Origin of the sequence: Bifidobacterium sp. W8110 (assembly GCF_016101375.1) — a bacterium.
Taxonomy (GTDB): domain Bacteria; phylum Actinomycetota; class Actinomycetes; order Actinomycetales; family Bifidobacteriaceae; genus Bombiscardovia; species Bombiscardovia asteroides.
Genome location: NZ_JACFQO010000001.1, coordinates 258,609 through 276,548 on the forward strand (window position 1 = coordinate 258,609; position 17,940 = coordinate 276,548).

Sequence of the window (17,940 nt, forward strand, 5' to 3'; positions counted from 1 at the left end):
CCTTCGGGTTCCCGCCCTTTTTGTATCTTGATCAGGCAGCACTCGTCCCAGTACCAGTTGGCCAGGTAGCAGTCAGTCGGTGCCCGGGTGCGACCTGCGGATTCTGCCGATGATCAGGGCTGCCTGGAGGACGAAGGATTCTCGTGGGTCCATGGCATCCCAGCCGGTCACCTCCACGCAGCGCCTGAGCCGGTAGCGCACGGTGTTGGGATGGATGCCCAGCTTCTTTGCAGTGACCTCCAGCGAGTTGCCCGAGCGCAGGAAGGTGAGCAGGGTGGTCGGCAGGGGCCCATCCGGGTCCTGTCCGGCCAGGCTCAGATAGACTTCCTGGTAAAGCTGGTCGGCTGCGTCCGTGTCTCCGTTGAGGGCCCGTTCAGGCAGCAGGTCGTCGGCGTGCAGTGGTCTGGGCAGCGCGGCGGTGATGGGATCGGCCACTGCTGGAGCTGCAGCGTACGTGCTCAGGGCGGCTCGGATGGAGGCTCCCGCACCGGAGATTCCATGGTGGAGAGGTCCCAGGCAGACAGCTGACTCGTCGGCGAAGAAGCGCAGGGTGGATGCGCAGAAGTCCGCCGGAGTGCCCGACCGGTTGGGGTCGATCAGGGCCACCATGAGTCCTTCATTCTCGCCCACTAGGGCTCTGCCGCCTTGACGGGCCACCGTGGTGTTGATGGGTTGACGGGCGTTCTCCATACCCTGTCCGTCATCGTTGCCCCGGGCCTCGCCGACGACGGCGAAGCAATCGAATTCGGTCGGCCAGCCCAGCCGGGCCAGATCGTCAACAGTGCGTGTATCTGCTGTGTTCTCAATCAAATGCCGGATGATTCTCGACTCCGCTGCGGCCTTGCGCCCGTTCCTCGCCTCGGCCAGGTCGGCGTAGAGAGCGGCTGCTGCGGTGGCTGCATGACGGGTGTAGACCAGCGTGGACCGTTCCCCCTCGGCTCCCATGGTCCGGCCAGCCTCCTCAAGCATGTCCAGAATGACCCGGGTCAGCTCCATGGCCCGGTGCGGTCCCAGGCTCCGGGAGAGTTCGGCTGGGACGGGGGAGGGGACTTCGCTGTCTTCCGAACCCTGGGCGTCAAGTCGGGACAACAGGTCGTCCAGGGCTGTTCGAATGGCCCCCTCCAAGGTTCTGCGCCCATCGGCAGGCGCTGATCTGGTCCAGGGCAGTGCCTCCTCCAGATGATCCAGTGTCTTCAGAAGAATCTGCTCCATGGCGGCATCGGACGCATGAGGTGCCAGGTGAACCTGCTGCGCTTCGGCAGGGTCGTCGCCCTTCGGCCCGGACCGCTTCGACTTGCCAATCATGTCGGCCGGTCCATCAGGTTTTCGGCACGGGCACGGCGGCTCTGTCGGACCATGTCCAGGATCAGGAAGGGCACCACCATGTCCACCGGCAGCATGTGCCGTTCGAAGTTGTTGGCTGGGGCGGTGATCATGACCCCCATGATCAGCAGGAGGGGGAACCAGCACAGGGCCCCACGCCAGTGACCGGCTGCCAGGCGGGCGACGATCAGCAGCAGGGTGACCACCACCCAGAAGTTGGCCCGTGCCACAAGGCCGAGGAGGGGGGTATCGGCCCAGGTTCTGACGAATCCGGTAACCCCGTTGCGCCAGTCGTGGCACCAGGCCGCCAGCCAGGAGCCCGAGTTCTGTACGTAGCCGTTGTTGAGGTAGTAGGACATGGCCACGTAGGCAGGGTCGCCGGGGTCGAAGTAGCCGTAGGACTCGGCCATGAAGGCATCCAGGTAGATCGCCGGGTTATGCAGTCCCACCTGGAGCCAGGCCCGATTCAGCCGGGACAGCTGCTCGGGCGTGACGGTCCTCCAGCGATAGACGATCAGTTTGGGCTGGTTGCCCGAGGACTTGACCCGGTCGGCCTCCCAGGGGGTGTACTGGATGCCGGCATTGTCCAGGTCCATGATTGGTTCAAGGTCGGCTCTCGCCTGGGCCGGAATCCCCTGGGGGTTGCGCTGGGCCACCCGGGCGATCTGCTGCAGCTGGATGCTGCGGCTCTCCACCGGGTCACCCTTGATGACCGTCCCCGTGGCCGTCAGGGTCCCGGTCACCCCGGTGAACAGGATCAGAGGCAGCAGGAGCCCTATCAGGATGGTGACCCACTGGCGACGGTGGATGATCAGTGCCAGGACCAGCTGGGCCAGAACGATGTAGAGGGCGTACTTGGCGCTGATCAGCATGATCAGGGTGCTCAGGGCCAGGGCGGGCCGCTGTCGGGCCGCCTGGCTGGCGTAGAGCGGCGAGTTCCTGTCCACTGACTCCAGCTGGTGCCAGATGCCGAACCACCAGATGAAGGCGAAGGCGAAGAGGGGGGACTTGGTCAGGCTGAAGGTGCTGAAGACCACGAAGGGGGAGAGGAGGAAGAAGAGCATGACCAGGGTGCGGGCCAGGGCCCCAACCTGTTCAGTTCCGCTGTCGCGTAGGAAGCGGTCGGCGGTGACGGCGCAGCAGAAGGCTGCGAAGATCACCTGCAGCCCTGCCAGGAGTACGATGCCCGCGTCATAGGATCCCGTCAGATGGTTGGAGGCCATGATGGTCATCCCGTAGAACAAGGTCAGCACCATGTTGTGCTGGTCGGTCAGGAAGGCGGGGTGGTCCGGCCACAGGTAATGACCGATGGGGTAGACGTCCATCTGTGTGAAGGTATTGCCGCCGTAGGGGGGCTGATCGCCCTGCAGTAGAGCCAGGAAGTTGGCGCACTCCTGGGCCTGTGCGTACAGGTCGGCCCCATAGGCGGCCAGCAGGGTAAGAAAGGCCCAGGCCCAGCCCAGCAAAAGCAGGCGCATGATGGACCGCCAGCCGCTGGTTTGCCGGGTTATGAAGGCCGCGTAGGTACGCATCCGTGGACGCTGTGCCAGGGCGGTCAAGCGCTGTGGCATCCTAAAGGGCTCGCGACCCAGCAGAATCCGGCGGCAGACCAGGACCACAGTCAGACAGACGGCCAGGGTGCCCAGCATGATCAGCACCTGGGGCAAACCCGCTTGCGTAAGCGATCCCTGCTGACGGTAGATGGGGCCCAGGCCAGTGCAGAAAGCGATCCAGAGGCAGGCCAGCAGGGCCAGGACCAGGCCGACGGTCCGGGATGCACGAGACCCGGGTCTCCCGGTCTGCAAGGCCGATGTCTGCACAGGTTGTTCGCCCGCCTCTCTCGCTTGCGCCCTTCCGCTGTCTGCGCTCAAAAGAACCCCTTTCGCGGGTCATGCCTGGTCTACGGCTTCCCCATTTTATCCAGTGCCCATCCGAGGATGCGCTCTGAGCTATCCAAGGGTCCCCTGTGAAAAGATACAAAAACCGGCCGCCGCTTTTGTGTGTGGTTCGCTACCGGGGCTGACCCCTTGTGCCGTATAGTGGAACGCGTGCCTCATCAGAATATCAAGTGGCAGCCATCGGCATCGCTGGACAGTGGCGTAATCTCCTCGATCGTGGTGCTCGACACCGTCGATTCGACCAATACGCTCGTGGCTCATGCTCTGGAAGCCTCGACCTATTCGGATGCGCGCGACCGGGTCGAGCGGCTGTTTGGGGGCGGTGAATCGACAACGAGCTCGGAGACCGTGAAGGGATTGGTCTCTGGCACAAGGGGAAAAGCCGAAGATACGCCTCGAAAAAATGCCCGTCAGGGTATTTCTACGACTACACGATACGAGGGAAGAGTCGCAAGTAAAGGTATTCGGCGATGGCCGGGCGCCGGGGGGAGCACCATGCCGCTGAGCGTAGCGGTTGCCGATGCGCAGTCCCGGTGCCGCGGTCGTCTTGCCCGAACCTGGGTCAATCAGCCCCGATGCTCCCTGCTGGCCACTTGGGCCCTGCCGCTGCCCACCAGCCTGCTGACAGGATCCTTCGGTGGATGGATGCCCATGGTGGCGGGACTGGCTGCCTTGGAAGGCCTGCAGGACGTGCTTGAGTATCACGGCTGCACTCTGAGCGACGGTGGCGACCCTGAACGAGTCATGACGCTCAAGTGGCCCAACGATCTGTTCTGCCGCGGGGCCAAGCTGGGGGGCATCCTCTGCGAACTGGTCCGGGTGGATCAGGACTGGTCGGCACTGGCTGTCGGCATCGGCATCAACCTCTTCCTGCCCCGGCAGGCGCTGCCCATTGCGGAGTCCACCTCCCTGCAGCTCCACTACCGGAATCTGCCCGACTATCAGACCCTGCGCGACGACCTGGTCGATGCCATCAGCTGGCACCTGAGCGGGGAGATGGCCCCCCTTGGCCTTGACGGGTCGCTGGACCGGGTCCTGAACGGGCCCCAGGGAGTGCGCTCGAGGATTGCCGGACTCAGCTGGACGCTGGGCCGGCGGGTCAGGGTCGTCCCCGTAGCCGGTGAGCCCGTGGAGGGACGTGCCCTGCAGATCAATCCGGACGCCTCCCTGCGGGTACGGCTGCCCGACGGCGACCAGGTTGACGTGTCTACGGCAGATGTGGGCGTCCTGCCTGAAGTGGCCGCTGTGGGGGCCTAGATTCCCACCCTGTTCATGCTTTCCGTCAGTCCGATCACCCTTGAGCAACCAGTGAGGAGAGGGGAATGAAAAAACTGCTGATCGCCAACCGCGGCGAGATAGCCCTGCGGGTTGTACGCACCGCCCAGGAGATGGGCATTGCCACCGTGGCCGTCTATGCCGACCAGGATCGGGATGCCCCCTATGCCCAGATGGCGGACGAGGCCTACCTCTTGCCTGGGGACACCAACATTGAGACCTATCTGAACGAGGATCTGATCGTTTCCATCGCCCGCAGGTCAGGCGCCGACGCCCTTCACCCGGGCTATGGTTTCCTGTCCGAGTTCTCCTCCTTCGCGCGGAAGGTGATTGAGGCGGGCATCACCTGGGTGGGGCCGGATCCGGAGGTCCTGGACGAGCTGGGCGACAAGATCACAGCCTGCAAGGTGGCCGAGCGGGCCCGGGTGCCCGTGGTGCCCGGACTGAGCGAGCCCGTCACCGACATGCGCCCCCTGCTGGACTTCGCCGACGAGCACGGCTATCCGGTCATGATGAAGAAGGCTGACGGCGGCGGCGGCCGGGGGATAACCCTGATCAACGACAGCGACGAGCTGCGCACCTTCTACATGAACCATGATGCCCTTCAGGGAGGCGACCTGGGCGACTACTTCATCGAGAAGTTCGTGGATCGGGCCCGGCACGTGGAGACCCAGTCCGGCAGGGACAGCCACGGCCAGTTCACCGTCTACTCCACCAGGGACTGCTCGGTCCAGCGCCGCAACCAGAAGCTGGTGGAAGAGGCCCCGGCCCCCTTCCTGTCCGACGATGTGATCGCCCAGCTGGAGGGATTCTCCCGCCGCCTGTTCGACACGGTGGGCTATGTGGGCCTGGGCACCTGCGAGTTTCTGGTCACCCCCAGGGACGACGTCTACTTCATGGAGGTCAACCCCCGGCTGCAGGTGGAGCATACGGTCAGCGAGCAGGTCTGCGGACTGGACCTGGTCCGCGAGCAGCTACGGATCGCCGACGGCGGCTCCCTGAATGTGGCGCCTCCGCCCCGAGGCCACAGCTTCGAGTTGCGCATCACCAGCGAGGACCCGGCCACCAACCTGACCCCCAGCTCAGGGACCATCGAGTCGATTCAGTGGCCCTCCGGCCCCGGCATCCGCGTGGACTCGGGCGTCGAGGTGGGTGACACGGTCTCGCCCAGGGACGACTCCATGATGGGCAAGCTGATCGTGACCGCCCAGGACCGTCCGGCGGCCGTGGCCAGGGTTCGTCGGGCCCTGCGCGAGATGAGCATCAGCGGGGTCCCCACACCGGCCGGCCTCTTCCAGAAGATCTTCACCAACCCCGAGTTCACCGCCGAGGACGGGCACTCCTTCGACGTGTCCACCAAGTGGCTTGAACGGGTTTACCTGAACGTGGAGCCTGCCTCCAACGGCAGTGGCCAGCCCGCCTCGGTCTCCGGCGCCTCCGCCCAGGAACAGGACCGGGACAGCGATTCCATGGAGACCTACAACGTGGAGATCGACGACAAGCGGGTCAAGCTCTCCCTGCCCCAGTCGCTGCTGGGAGGTATGGGCGGCCCCGGCGGTCACGGCGGCATTTCCAGGCCCAGGCAGCCCCTGCGCGGGCGCGGGCTGCGCGACCAGGAGCCTGGCGCACCCCGGCAGGATGCGGCCCGGTCCGGCATCATCGTGGCCACCATGCAGGCGGTGGTCACCCGCATCAACGTGGCCCCCGACCAGGAGGTGGACAAGGGCGACCTGCTGGTTGTTCTGGAGTCCATGAAGATGGAGAACTACGTCTATGCCCCGGCCAAGGGCCGTGTGAAGACCATCGATGTGTCCGTGGCACAGGGGGTGGATCCGGGCCAGACCCTGGTCACCCTGGATCTGGGCGGGGAGGAGCAGGCATGAGCGTCACCGAATCCGCCTTGGGCTCCCAGCCGGTGCGCCAGGGCATCCATCGGGCAGCCGCCCTGGCCAAGCAGGCCGAGGAGCACGCCCGCGACCGTCAGCATGCCAAGGGCAAGCAGACCGCCCGTGAGCGGCTGGATCTGCTCTTCGATAAGGACACCTTCGAGGAGGTGGGCCGCTTCGCTGGTGGCGACATCGCCGGGGACCGGGCGGGCTCTGCGGTCATCACCGGCTTCGGCCTGGTCTACGGGCGCAAGGTCGGCGTCTACGCCCAGGACTTCTCCGTCAGGGGCGGCACCCTGGGCCGGGCCGAGGGCGAGAAGATCTGCCGGCTCATGGACATGGCCCTGCGGATCAAGGTCCCCATCGTGGCCATGATCGACTCGGGCGGCGCCCGCATCCAGGAGGGTGTGGCCGCCCTCACCCAGTACGGCCGCATCTTCCGCAAGACCTGCCAGGCCAGCGGCTTCGTCCCGCAGATCTCCCTGATTCTGGGACCCTGCGCAGGGGGTGCCGTCTACTGCCCGGCCCTGACCGACCTGATCATCATGACCAAGGAGAACTCGGACATGTTCGTCACCGGTCCTGACGTGGTCAAAGCGGCGACCGGCGAAACCATCAGCATGGACCAGCTTGGCGGCGGTTACGTGCACAACACCCGTTCCGGCGTGGCCCACTACCTGGGAGAGGATGAGGCCGATGCCATCGACTATGCCAGGACCGTCCTGGCCTACCTGCCTGCAAACAGCGGTCAGGAGCCTCCCCGATACGCCTTCATCTCCGGCCATGCAGAGCGCCAGGCCGCCAAGCGACTGGCTACGGTCATTCCTGAAAATGACCGACAGCCCTACGACGTGCTGGACGTCATCCATGCCATCGTCGACTACGGCGAGCTGGTCCAGGTCCAGGAACTCTACGCCCGGTCCATTGTGGTGGGCTTTGCCTGCCTGGAGGGTCGGCCGGTGGGAATCGTGGCCAACCAGCCCATGGTGGACGCGGGCAGCCTGGATGTGGAGTCCTCCGAGAAGCTGGCCCGCTTCGTCCGCCTCTGCGACGCCTTCAACCTGCCGGTCATCACCCTGGTGGACACCCCCGGCTACAAGCCGGGCTCGGACCAGGAGCATGCCGGCATCATCCGCCGGGGGGCCAAGGTCATCTACGCCTACGCCAACGCCCAGGTGCCCATGGTCACCATTGTGCTGCGCAAGGCCTTCGGCGGCTCCTACATCGTCATGGGCTCCAAAGCCATCGGCGCGGACCTCAACTACGCCTGGCCCTCCTCGCAGATAGCTGTGCTGGGAGCCCAGGGCGCGGTCAACATCATCCACCGGCGCGACCTGCAGGAGGCCAAGGAGGCCGGCCGGGACGTGGATGAGCTGCGGAACAAGCTGGCCCAGGAATATGAAAGCAGCACCGTCAACGCCAATCTCTCCCTGGAGATGGGCGAGCTGGACGGCATGATCGATCCGGAGCAGACCAGACCGGTCCTGGTCCAGGCCATGGACCTCCTGGCAGACAAGCAGCGCGTCAGGGTCAACGACAAGCACCACGGCAACCAGCCTCTATGAGCTTCCCCTCGTCATTATCAGCAATCCCCAACTCTCTATGAATAGGACATCATGACCAGTACATTCTTCATCAACCGTCTCGCCGAGCAGCCGCACGCGCTCATGTTCGCCGGCCAGTCCAACCCCTGGACCGTGGCCCTGGCCGATCTGCAGGGCGATCCCGACATTGACAAGGCCCTGAGGGAGCGCATGGCGGCGGCCACCGACCTGCTCAGGGCGGTCAAGCCCGATCTGCTGGCCACCAACGGCCGTCAGCTGGATCTGTTCGGCTACAGACCTGACCCGGTCAGGCTGGGGCCGGCCGCCGACGCGGCGGTCAGCGTTCCCGGCATCGCCCTGGTGCAGCTGGGCGCCCTCATGGACATGGACCAACTGGGCTACGACGCAGCCCAGGCCCGTCCGGTGGCCCTGCTGGGACACTCCCAGGGAATCATCGGCGTTCACATGGTCCAGGAGATCCAGGCTGCCGGATCCTTCAAGGCCGCCCAGGGCGCCATCGACCAGATTCTGGCCACCGCCATGCTGATCGGCACGGCCGGCACCCGCCAGGCCCGTCGTCTGGGCATCCACCGCCAGGGTGAGGCCACGCCCATGCTCTCGGTGCGCGGCGCCACCCGCCATCAGGTGGAGGTCCTGGTCGACCGGGTGCCTGGCGCTCGCGGTCCCATCAGCGTGGCCGTGACCAATTCGGACCGCAACCTGGTCCTGTCCGGCTATCCGGAGGATCTGGCCGCCTTTGCCATCGAGGCGAGCAAGGAGAGCGAGCACCAGCGCCAGCTGCGCGAAGACAAGGTCCGTGGCGGAACCGCCTTCTCGCCGGTCCTGGAGTATCTGGACGTGACCCTGCCCTTCCACTCGCCGCTCATGAAGGAGGCCGTGGACCTGAGCGTGGACTGGGCCTCCCGCTGCGGTCTGGACGCCAAGCGTGCCCGGGTTCTGGCTCAGGAGGTCCTGCTCAACCATGCCGACTGGGCCGGCCGGATCGCCGAGGTCATGGACCAGCAGGATGCCGCCTCCCTCTGGCTGGTGGATCTGGGCCCGGGCGAGACCCTGGGCAAGCTGGTGGACAACCTGGTCCAGGGCACCGGTGTTGGTGTGGTCGAGGCCTCCAACCAGGCCCGGCGCGCGCAGCTGTCCACCATGGAGGAGGATCCGGCCCGCACCCAGGACTGGTCCAAGCTGGCCCCCCGTCTGCTTGAGACCCCTGCCGGGCCCCGGGTCGAGACGGCCTTCAGCCGGTTGACCGGCAAGCCCCCGGTCATGCTGGCCGGCATGACCCCGACCACCGTGGAGCCCGAGATCGTGGCTGCGGCCGCCAACGCCGGCTACTGGGCCGAACTGGCAGGCGGCGGCCAGGTGACCGCCGAGGTCTTCGACCGCCATGTGTCCCAGCTGGAGGACCAGCTGCAGGAGGGCCGCACGGTCGAGTTCAACGCCATGTTCATGGACCGCTACCTGTGGAACCTCCAGTTCGGCAGCCAGCACATCGTGCCCAAGAAGCGTGCCTCCGGCACCCCCATCGACGGGGTGGTCATCTCTGCCGGTATTCCCGAGCTGGATGAGGCCGTGACCCTGATCCACCAGCTCAACGAGGAGGGCTTCCCCTACGTGGCCTTCAAGCCCGGCACGGTGGACCAGATACGCCAGGTCGTGGCTATCGCCCGCAAGGTTGCCCCAACACACATTCTCATGGAGGTCGAAGGCGGGGCCGCCGGCGGCCACCATTCCTGGGAGTCCCTGGACGACCTGCTTTCGACCACCTATGCCGAGGTCCGCGCCTGCCCCAACATCGTCCTGGTGGCCGGGGGCGGCATCGGCACCCCTGAGCGGGCGGCCGACTATATCAGCGGCCAGTGGTCCCGCGCCTACAACCTGCCGGACATGCCCGTGGACGGCGTCATGATCGGCACAGCGGCCATGACCGCCAAGGAGGCCCACACCAATCCTGAGATCAAGCGGGCTCTGGTGGCCACCCCTGGCATCGACAGCTCCACCCCCGATCCGGACCCCTTCGCCCCCATGGGCGAGAAGTGGGTGCCCAGCGGCAAATCCGTGGGAGGCGTGGGATCCGGCCTGAGCCATCTGCACGCCGACATCTACGAGATGGAGAACTCCTCCGCCGAGTGCGGCCGTCTGCTGGTCCGGGTCATGAAGCACCCCGAGGAGTTGGAGACCCGTCGCGGGGAGATCATCGAGGCCCTGGACAAGACCGCCAAGCCCTACTTCGGCGATCTGGAGACCATGACCTACCAGGACTGGGCCCAACGTTTCGCCGACCTGGCCTACCCCTGGGCCGATGACACCTACATCGACCGTTTCCTGCACCTGCTACGGCGCATTGAGGCCCGTGTCTGCGAGCGTCAGAGCGGCGAGTTCGACTCCATCTTCGCCTCCAGGCAGGATGTGGCCGAGCCCGAGCAGGCGCTTCGACGGCTGCACGAGGCCTATCCCCAGGCAGCCGAGCTCAAGGTGGTGCCCACCGACGTGGCCTGGTTCCCCGTCCTGGTGCGCGAGTACCCCAAGCCCATGCCCTTCGTGCCGGTCATCGACAACGATTTGCTGCGCTGGTGGGGCCAGGATCAGCTCTGGCAGTCAGAGGACCCCCGCTACGGCGCCGACTCGGTCAGGGCCATCCCCGGGCCCATCTCCGTGGCGGGCATCACCACGGTGGACGAGCCGGTGGCCTCCATCCTGGGACGGTTCGAGCGGGCGGCCATCGACCGGGTGCGCGACCTGGACAGTAGTCCCGCCAAGGCCTACAGCCAGCTGGCAGGCGCCGCTGACGCGCAGGAGTTCATCCGCCGCAGCCCCAACATCTCCTGGGTGGGCCACCTGATGGCCAATCCGGCTTACGGCACGGCCATGGACGACCCCAACTACACCATCACCGCCACCGGCCAGGACGCCCAGGGCGAGCACTACGACCTGGACATCCACCTGGACACTTACTGGGACGACGATCCCGACGGCGGCCTGGACCGGCATGCGGTGCGTGACATCGTCGTGCCGCTGACCCTCAAGAGCGACCAGGTCGGTCTCTTCCCGGTGGTCGACCGTAGCCGCCTGCCCAAGGACGTCTACGCCCTGCTGGCCGATACGGCCGGCATCGGCAACACCACCATCACCGGCGACAAGCTGGAGGCCATGCCTGTCATCGAGAAGGACGATGACGACCAGGAACACCCCTTCGGCCTGGCCCACAGCGGCTACACCCTGGCGGCCAACCTGGGCTTCGACCATGAGGCGGCAACCGGTGGCGCCCTGCCTGATGCGCTGATCCCCTCCGGCTTCGCCCCGGACGCCCTGGTGGGTCCGGCCTGGCCGGCCATCTATGCAGCTCTGGGATCCGTCTATGTGGATGGCTTCCCCATCATCGAGGGATTGCTCAACGCGGTCCATCTGGACCATCTGATTGAGCTGGAGGTCCCCGAGAAGCGCCTGCTGGAGCATACCGGCCAGCGGATCGGACTGACCAGCTGGGCCGAGCCCTACCAGGAGTCCGCCTCCGGGCGGGTGGTGACCATCCATGTGGTCCACGCCGCCCAGGACGGAACCGTGCTGGCCCGCGAGGTCGAGCGCTTCGCCATCCGTGGCCGCGCCTACAGCGACCAGTTGCCCCAGGAGGCTCCCGAGTACGGCGGCATCCGCGCCGACACGGTGGACACACCCCGCAGGCTGCTGCGCCGTGTCACCGTCACCGCCCCCACGGATATGACCGCCTTTGCGCGCACCTCCGGGGACTTCAACCCAATCCACACCTCCAAGCGTGGCGCTGCGGTCTCCGGCCTGTCTGCGCCGCTGGTGCACGGCATGTGGCTGTCGGCTACCGCACAGTACGCGGCTCAGGCCACCGACGAGCAGGGCGTCCACTACGAGATCGCCGGATGGACCTACAACATGTACGGCATGGTCCAGCTGGGCGACAAGGTGGAGATCAGCCTGGAGCGTGTGGGCAAGGTCCGCCATGGCGGTCTGGTCCTGGAGGTCACCTGCAGGATCGATGGCCAGCTGGTCTCCCGCGGCACGGCAATAGCTCGCGCCCCGAGGACCGCCTACGTCTACCCCGGCCAGGGGATCCAGCAGCAGGGCATGGTCCTGGACGAGCGGGCCAAGTCGCCTGCCGCCCGTGAGACCTGGGAACGGGCCGATGCCCTGACCCGCAGCAAGCTTGGGTTCTCCATCCTGGCCGTGGTGCGTGACAACCCGCACACCCTTACAGCCAAGGGGGTCACCTACCACCATCCTGAGGGTCTGCTCAACCTGACCCAGTTCACCCAGGTGGCCTTGGCCACCGTGGCCTTCGCCCAGACCGCCCGCCTGCGCGAGTCCGGCATGGACATCTGGCCCGCCTACTTCGCCGGCCACTCCCTGGGCGAGTACAACGCCCTGAGCTCCTTCGCCGGGGTCATGTCCCTGGAGACGGTTCTGGAGCTGGTCTTCCACCGCGGTTCCACCATGCACTCCCTGATCGAACGCGACGAGCAGGGGCGCAGCAACTACCGGATGGGTGCACTGCGTCCCAACCAGTTCGGCGTGGGCGACTCCGGCGTCAAGCAGTATGTGGAGTCCGTGTCCAAGGAGTGCGGCGAATTCCTGGAGATCGTCAACTACAATCTGGCCGGCCAGCAGTACGCCGTGGCCGGGACCATCGCCGGTCTGGAGTATCTGCGTGCCGACGCCAACCGTCGGGCCAAGGAGGCGGGCGGTAAGCCGGCCTTCATGTACGTGCCCGGCATCGACGTGCCCTTCCACTCCACGCTGCTGCGCAAGGGGGTGCCTGAGTTCCGCGACACCCTGGATGCCCTGCTGCCCGAGCACATCGACTACTCCCGCCTGGAGGGTCGCTACATACCCAACCTGGTTGCACGGCCCTTCCGGATGACCAAGGAGTTCGCGGCCTCCATCCTGGAGGTGGTCCCTTCAGAACGCATCAAGCAGGCTCTGGACGATCCCCGGGTCTGGGACCAGTATGCGGCCGACGACCAGAAGCTGGGCCGTCTGTTGCTGACCGAGCTGCTCTCCTGGCAGTTCGCCTCCCCGGTGCGCTGGATCGAGACCCAGGCGATTATGTTCGACGCCCCCGAGCAGGGCGGACTGGGCGTGGAGCAGCTGATTGAGGTGGGGCTGGGCCATTCGCCCACCCTGGCCAACCTGGGCACCAAGACCCTGAAGTTGCCCGACTTCCGCGAGCGCCACGTGAGCGTCTACAACCTGGGCAGGGACGAGAGCCGGGTCTATCTGACCGACACTGATCCCATGGCCCCGGTGGCGGAGGAGGAGTCCGCAGCTCCGGTCCAGGACTCCAGTCCTGAGCCTGCTCCGGCTGCTGCTCCTGCCCCAGCCCCTGCATCGGTTCCCGCTCCGGCTCCAGCGGCAGTCGAGGACTCGGTTCCTGCTCCAGCTCCGGCCCCGGCGACCGCTGGTCCGTCGGGTGCCGATGTGGCCGACCTGCCCTTCAAGGCCTCGGACGCCATCGCCGTCCTGCTGGCCTACTCCACCAAGATCCGCCCCGAGCAGATCGGGCAGACCGACACCACCGACACCCTGACCAACGGCGTCTCCTCCAGGCGCAACCAGCTGCTGATGGACATCAGCTCCGAGCTGGGCGTGGCCAGCGTGGACGGCGCCGCCGAGGCCAGCATGACCGACCTGAGCGCCCTGGTGAACAAGGTGGCCCCCAACTATCGGCCCTTCGGCCCGGTGCTCTCCGACATCGTTCGTGAACGCATCCGCGACCTCTTCGGCCCCTCCGGCCTCAAGCTGCAGCAGGTCGAGCAGCGGGTCTCCGACGTCTGGCAACTGGGTGCCGGCTGGGTCTCGGCCACCGTGGCCAGTCTGGTCCTGGACACCCGTGAGGGTGCCTCCTCGCGCGGCGGCGACCTGGCGATTCTGCCCACTGAAGCCGTCTCCACTGTGCCTGCGGCCAATGCTCTGATCGACCAGGCCGTTCAGCAGGTGGCCCAGCGTCACGGCGTCACGGTCTCCATGCCCTCTGCAGGCGGTACTGCTGGCGGTGCCGTGGTCGACTCCGCCGCCCTGGATGCCTTCGCAGCCCAGGTGACCGGCTCTGAGGGTATACTGGCTTCCACCGCACGCTTCCTTCTGGACAAGCTGGGGCTTGAACCCCCGACCGTCCAGCCTGGTGAGAATGAGGATGCTGCAGTCGTGGCCGCCGTCGATGCCGAGCTGGGCAGCGACTGGCCCGAGCAGGTGGCACCACGGTTCGAGGCCTCGCGTGCCGTCCTCTTCGACGATCGCTGGGCCAGCGCCCGCGAGGATCTGGCTCACATCTACCACGAGCATGATGATGACCGCAGTCGCCTAAGCTTCGTAGGAGCCGGACGTGAGGTGCACGATCAGGCCGTCTGGTACGCCGAGCAGGCAGGCAAACGCGGCGAGCAGGATCTGGCCCGGGTCTTCAGCGGCATCGCCGACCAGGCCATGACTCCTGCCGACTCGGACCAGACCACCGCACGATTCGCCAAGGATGTGGCCGTGGTCACCGGCGTGGCCCCCAAGTCCATCGCGGGATCTCTGACTGCCGGGCTCCTGGAGGGCGGGGCGACGGTCATCGCCGTCTGCCACTCCCTGAAGCCGCAGACCGTCATCTGGGCCCGCGACCTCTACCGTCGCCATGCCGTGGGTGGTGCCCGTCTCTGGATCGTGCCCGCCAACCTGTCCAGCTACCGGGATGTGGATGCTTTGGTCGACTGGGTCGGCAATGAGCAGCGCAAGACCACGGGGGCCACGACCACCGTGCTCAAGCCCGCCTACGAGCCCACCCTGCTGCTGCCCTTCGCAGCCCCCGCCATGCACGGGACCATGGCCGACTCGGGCCGGCTCTTCGAGTCCCAGGCCCGGCTCATGCTCTGGAGCCTGGAACGCCAGATCGCCGGGTTCGCCGGCATCGGGGCGGACACCGATGTCGACCACCGTCTGCATGTGGTTCTGCCCGGCTCGCCCAACCGTGGCATGTTCGGCGGCGACGGAGCCTACGGGGAGGTCAAGGCCGCCCTGGACGCCATCGTCAACCGGTCCCGCCCCGAGCAGGACTGGTCCGGCCGGGTCACCTTCGCCCACCCGCTGATCGGCTGGGTCCGTGGCACCGGGCTCATGGGCGGCAACGATCCGCTGGTTAAAGTCGTGGAGCGCCACGGCATCCACACCTACTCCACCGAGCAGATGGCTGATTCCCTGCTGGAGCTGTGCACTGTGCAGGCCCGCCAGCAGGCTCTTCAGTCCCCGCTTAAGGCCGACCTGACCGGTGGCCTGGGCTCTGGTCCGCTGGACCTCAAGGCCCTGAAGGCCGAGGCTGCCCAGGACGGCGATTCGTCGACACCGGCTCCAACCGGGAAGTCCGGAGATGCTCTTGCAGATGCAGACAAGGATCCGGGCCGGGTCATCAAGGCTCTGCCCACACCCCGGGTGCCCGCCCAGGCCCCGGTGGATCTGCAGGATTGGCAGGGCGTGACCGCTCGTCCCGAGGATCAGATCGTCATCGTCTCCATCGGCGAGATGGGTCCCTGGGGCTCCGGCCGCACCCGCTTCGAGGCCGAGATGGGCATCCACTCGGATGGTCAGGTAGACCTGAGTGCGGCCGCCGTCCTCGAACTGGCCTGGAACATGGGTCTGGTCGAGTGGCAGGACAGCCCCAAGCCGGGCTGGTACGACACCGACGGCGAGCTGGTGCCCGAGCAGGACATCGCCGAGCGCTACCACGACCAGGTGGTGGCCCGCTCCGGCATCCGTCCCTTCGACGACGGCATGGGCTCCGATTACCGTCAAGGCACCAATGAAGAGGAGGTGGATGTCTTCCTGGATCACGATGTGGCCTTCTCGGTGCCCACCAAGGACATGGCCGTGGAGTACGTGGCACAGGATCCTGACCACACCAGCATCGCCCGAGATGAGCAGTCCGGTGAGTGGACCGTCACCCGCCTGCCGGGCTCCCGCATCCGTGTGCCGCGTCGGGCCACCATGTCCAGGACCGTGGGCGGCCAGTTCCCCAAGGGCTTCGACCCGGTCAAGTGGGGCATTCCCGCCTCCATGGTCGGGGACGTGGACGAAATCGCCCTCTGGAACATCGTGACCACCGTGGACGCCTACCTGTCGGCCGGCTTCACACCGGTGGAGATCCTGCAGGCCGTGCATCCCTCCAAGGTGGCCTCCACCCAGGGGACCGGCTTCGGCGGCATGGCCTCCATGCGCAAGCTCTACCTGGATCGCTTCCTGGGCAGGGAGATCCCCACGGACATCCTCCAGGAGGCTCTGCCCAACGTGGTGGCCGCGCACGTCATGCAGTCCTACATCGGCGGATACGGCAACATGGTCCAGCCGGTCTCGGCCTGCGCCACGGCTGCGGTCTCCCTTGAGGAGGGCGCTGACAAGATCGCCCTTGGCAAGGCGGACTTCGTGGTCACGGGCGCCATAGACGACATCGGCGTGGAGTCGGTCATCGGCTTCGGCAATATGAACGCCACCGCTGATTCCGCCGAGATGTATGCCAAGGGCATTCAGCCTCGGTTCTTCTCCCGGGCCAACGACCGTCGGCGCGGCGGCTTCCTGGAGTCCCAGGGCGGCGGGACCATCCTGCTGACCCGCGGTGACATCGCCCTGCGCATGGGTCTGCCCGTGGCTGGCGTGGTCGGGTACATCCACTCCTTCGCGGACGGTGCCCACACCTCTATCCCCGCACCCGGGCTTGGGGCTCTGGCCGCCGGCATGGGCGGCAGGGACTCGGACCTGGTGCGCTCGCTGGCCAAGCTGGGCGTGGACCCCGACGACATCGCCGTGGTCTCCAAGCATGACACCTCCACCAACGCCAACGACCCCAACGAGTCCGAGCTGCACAACACCCTGGCCCATGCCATCGGGCGGACGGATGGCAACCCGCTCTACGTCATCTCCCAGAAGAGCCTGACGGGCCATGCCAAGGGCGGCGCCTGCATCTTCCAGATCAACGGGCTCACCCAGCTCTTCCGGTCCGGGGTCATCCCGGCCAATGCCTCCCTGGATTGCGTGGATCCGGTCCTGAGGCGTGACGACCATCTGGTCTGGCTGGAGCAGCCTCTGAAGGTCGGCAGGGTCAAGGCCGGACTGGTCACCTCCCTGGGCTTCGGCCATGTCTCCGGCATCGGGGTCATCGTCAGCCCTGGGGCTTTCGAAGCTGCCGTGCTCAAGACCTCCGGCCGGGAGGCCTTGGATCAGTGGCGTCGCCGGGCCAATGACCGTCTGGCCGCTGGCCAACGTCGCTTGGAGGAGGGCCGCATGGGTCGGGCCCCGCTCTATGAGCCCATCGACAACCGTCGCTTCCATGAGGACGGCAACGGGTATGTGGGCCATGAGGTCGAGAAGGCCATGCTGCTGGATCCCCAGGCCCGTCTGGGCGCCGACGGTTATTACGACCGGAGCTGAGAGCAGCGTGAGTTGGTCGGTTTCCTATTCTCTGTAGCGGGAAATGGGAAATCGGTAAGAGCTCAATCATCGCGCTGATCAGGGAGGTGGGCCAAACGGCTCACCTCCCCTTTTGTTATGGGGTGGATGCTCATCAGCTGCTCATACTCGGGTGATCGCTTCCTTCACGGGAGAGTGGGTGAAATGTCCCTGGGCACGTCAGGCTTGGCTATGGCTATCCCTTGTCTTGCTTCAATGCTGTTTGAGGGGCAGGCGGCCTTTACGACCTGACGGTGTTTGGCTCCTGTTCATGAAAAGGTATAAAAAAGTAGATGGGTGGCCCAGGTTTTACTTGGGGTTATTGCTGGGCCACCCGAATGGCCGGACTTGTCTTTGGGGAGTCGTCCGACCGCTTACTCGTACGAAGTGTTGGTGTTAGTGGCCGCTGTTCTGGAATTCCTGCGGCTGCGGTTTGTTGTCATAATACTCATGGCGGGAAGCCCGACCACCATAGCCACGCCGATATTTTCCCCTTCAGCTGTGGGCGGGACTCCAAGTTGTACAAGGCTCTGCCCAGTGATGCCTACATAGGTTTATCGC

Annotated in this window: 5 protein-coding genes and 2 pseudogenes; 5 read left to right on the forward strand and 2 right to left on the reverse strand. The window is 66.1% G+C overall.

All coding sequences use genetic code 11. The annotated features are described in order from the left end of the window. Positions 1 to 72: 72 nt before the first annotated feature. Together H3T88_RS01065 and H3T88_RS01070 are read right to left on the reverse strand one after the other, a co-directional pair. On the reverse strand, positions 73 to 1,305 hold the full coding sequence (locus H3T88_RS01065) for a PucR family transcriptional regulator (RefSeq protein ID WP_198203250.1): 1,233 nt from the start codon (positions 1,303 to 1,305) through the stop codon (positions 73 to 75). Continuing rightward, positions 1,302 to 3,194, reverse strand: coding sequence for a DUF6020 family protein (locus tag H3T88_RS01070; RefSeq protein ID WP_198203251.1), 1,893 nt, complete (start codon positions 3,192 to 3,194; stop codon positions 1,302 to 1,304). The genes H3T88_RS01065 and H3T88_RS01070 overlap by 4 nt, the downstream gene beginning before the upstream one ends. A gap of 522 nt (positions 3,195 to 3,716) precedes the next feature. On the opposite strand from H3T88_RS01070, the gene H3T88_RS01075 reads away from it, so the two are divergent. The 5 genes and pseudogenes from H3T88_RS01075 to H3T88_RS08875 form a co-directional block, all read left to right on the forward strand. Then, positions 3,717 to 4,478, forward strand: a complete 762-nt coding sequence (locus H3T88_RS01075) for a biotin--[acetyl-CoA-carboxylase] ligase (protein WP_198203252.1) — start codon at positions 3,717 to 3,719, stop codon at positions 4,476 to 4,478. A gap of 65 nt (positions 4,479 to 4,543) precedes the next feature. After that, positions 4,544 to 6,379 carry an acetyl/propionyl/methylcrotonyl-CoA carboxylase subunit alpha gene (locus H3T88_RS01080; RefSeq protein WP_198203253.1) on the forward strand — a complete coding sequence of 612 codons (1,836 nt, stop codon included), beginning with the start codon at positions 4,544 to 4,546 and terminating at the stop codon, positions 6,377 to 6,379. Then, positions 6,376 to 7,947: an acyl-CoA carboxylase subunit beta gene (locus tag H3T88_RS01085; RefSeq protein WP_198203254.1), complete on the forward strand. Its 1,572-nt coding sequence runs from the start codon at positions 6,376 to 6,378 to the stop codon at positions 7,945 to 7,947. The genes H3T88_RS01080 and H3T88_RS01085 overlap by 4 nt, the downstream gene beginning before the upstream one ends. A gap of 51 nt (positions 7,948 to 7,998) precedes the next feature. Then, positions 7,999 to 15,030 (forward strand): annotated as a pseudogene (locus tag H3T88_RS01090) (fatty acid synthase subunit beta domain-containing protein); the annotation flags it as partial. A 309-nt stretch (positions 15,031 to 15,339) separates the two neighbouring features. Then, positions 15,340 to 17,361 (forward strand): annotated as a pseudogene (locus H3T88_RS08875) (beta-ketoacyl synthase N-terminal-like domain-containing protein); the annotation flags it as partial. Positions 17,362 to 17,940: the final 579 nt, after the last annotated feature.

Bases quoted from the DNA above. Each gene is read 5' to 3' on its own strand.
- H3T88_RS01080 (WP_198203253.1), top strand. From the start codon at position 4,544: ATGAAAAAACTGCTGATCGCCAACCGCGGCGAGATAGCCCTGCGGGTT.
- H3T88_RS01085 (WP_198203254.1), top strand. From the start codon at position 6,376: ATGAGCGTCACCGAATCCGCCTTGGGCTCCCAGCCGGTGCGCCAGGGC.
- H3T88_RS01065 (WP_198203250.1), bottom strand. From the start codon at position 1,305: ATGATTGGCAAGTCGAAGCGGTCCGGGCCGAAGGGCGACGACCCTGCC.
- H3T88_RS01075 (WP_198203252.1), top strand. From the start codon at position 3,717: ATGCCGCTGAGCGTAGCGGTTGCCGATGCGCAGTCCCGGTGCCGCGGT.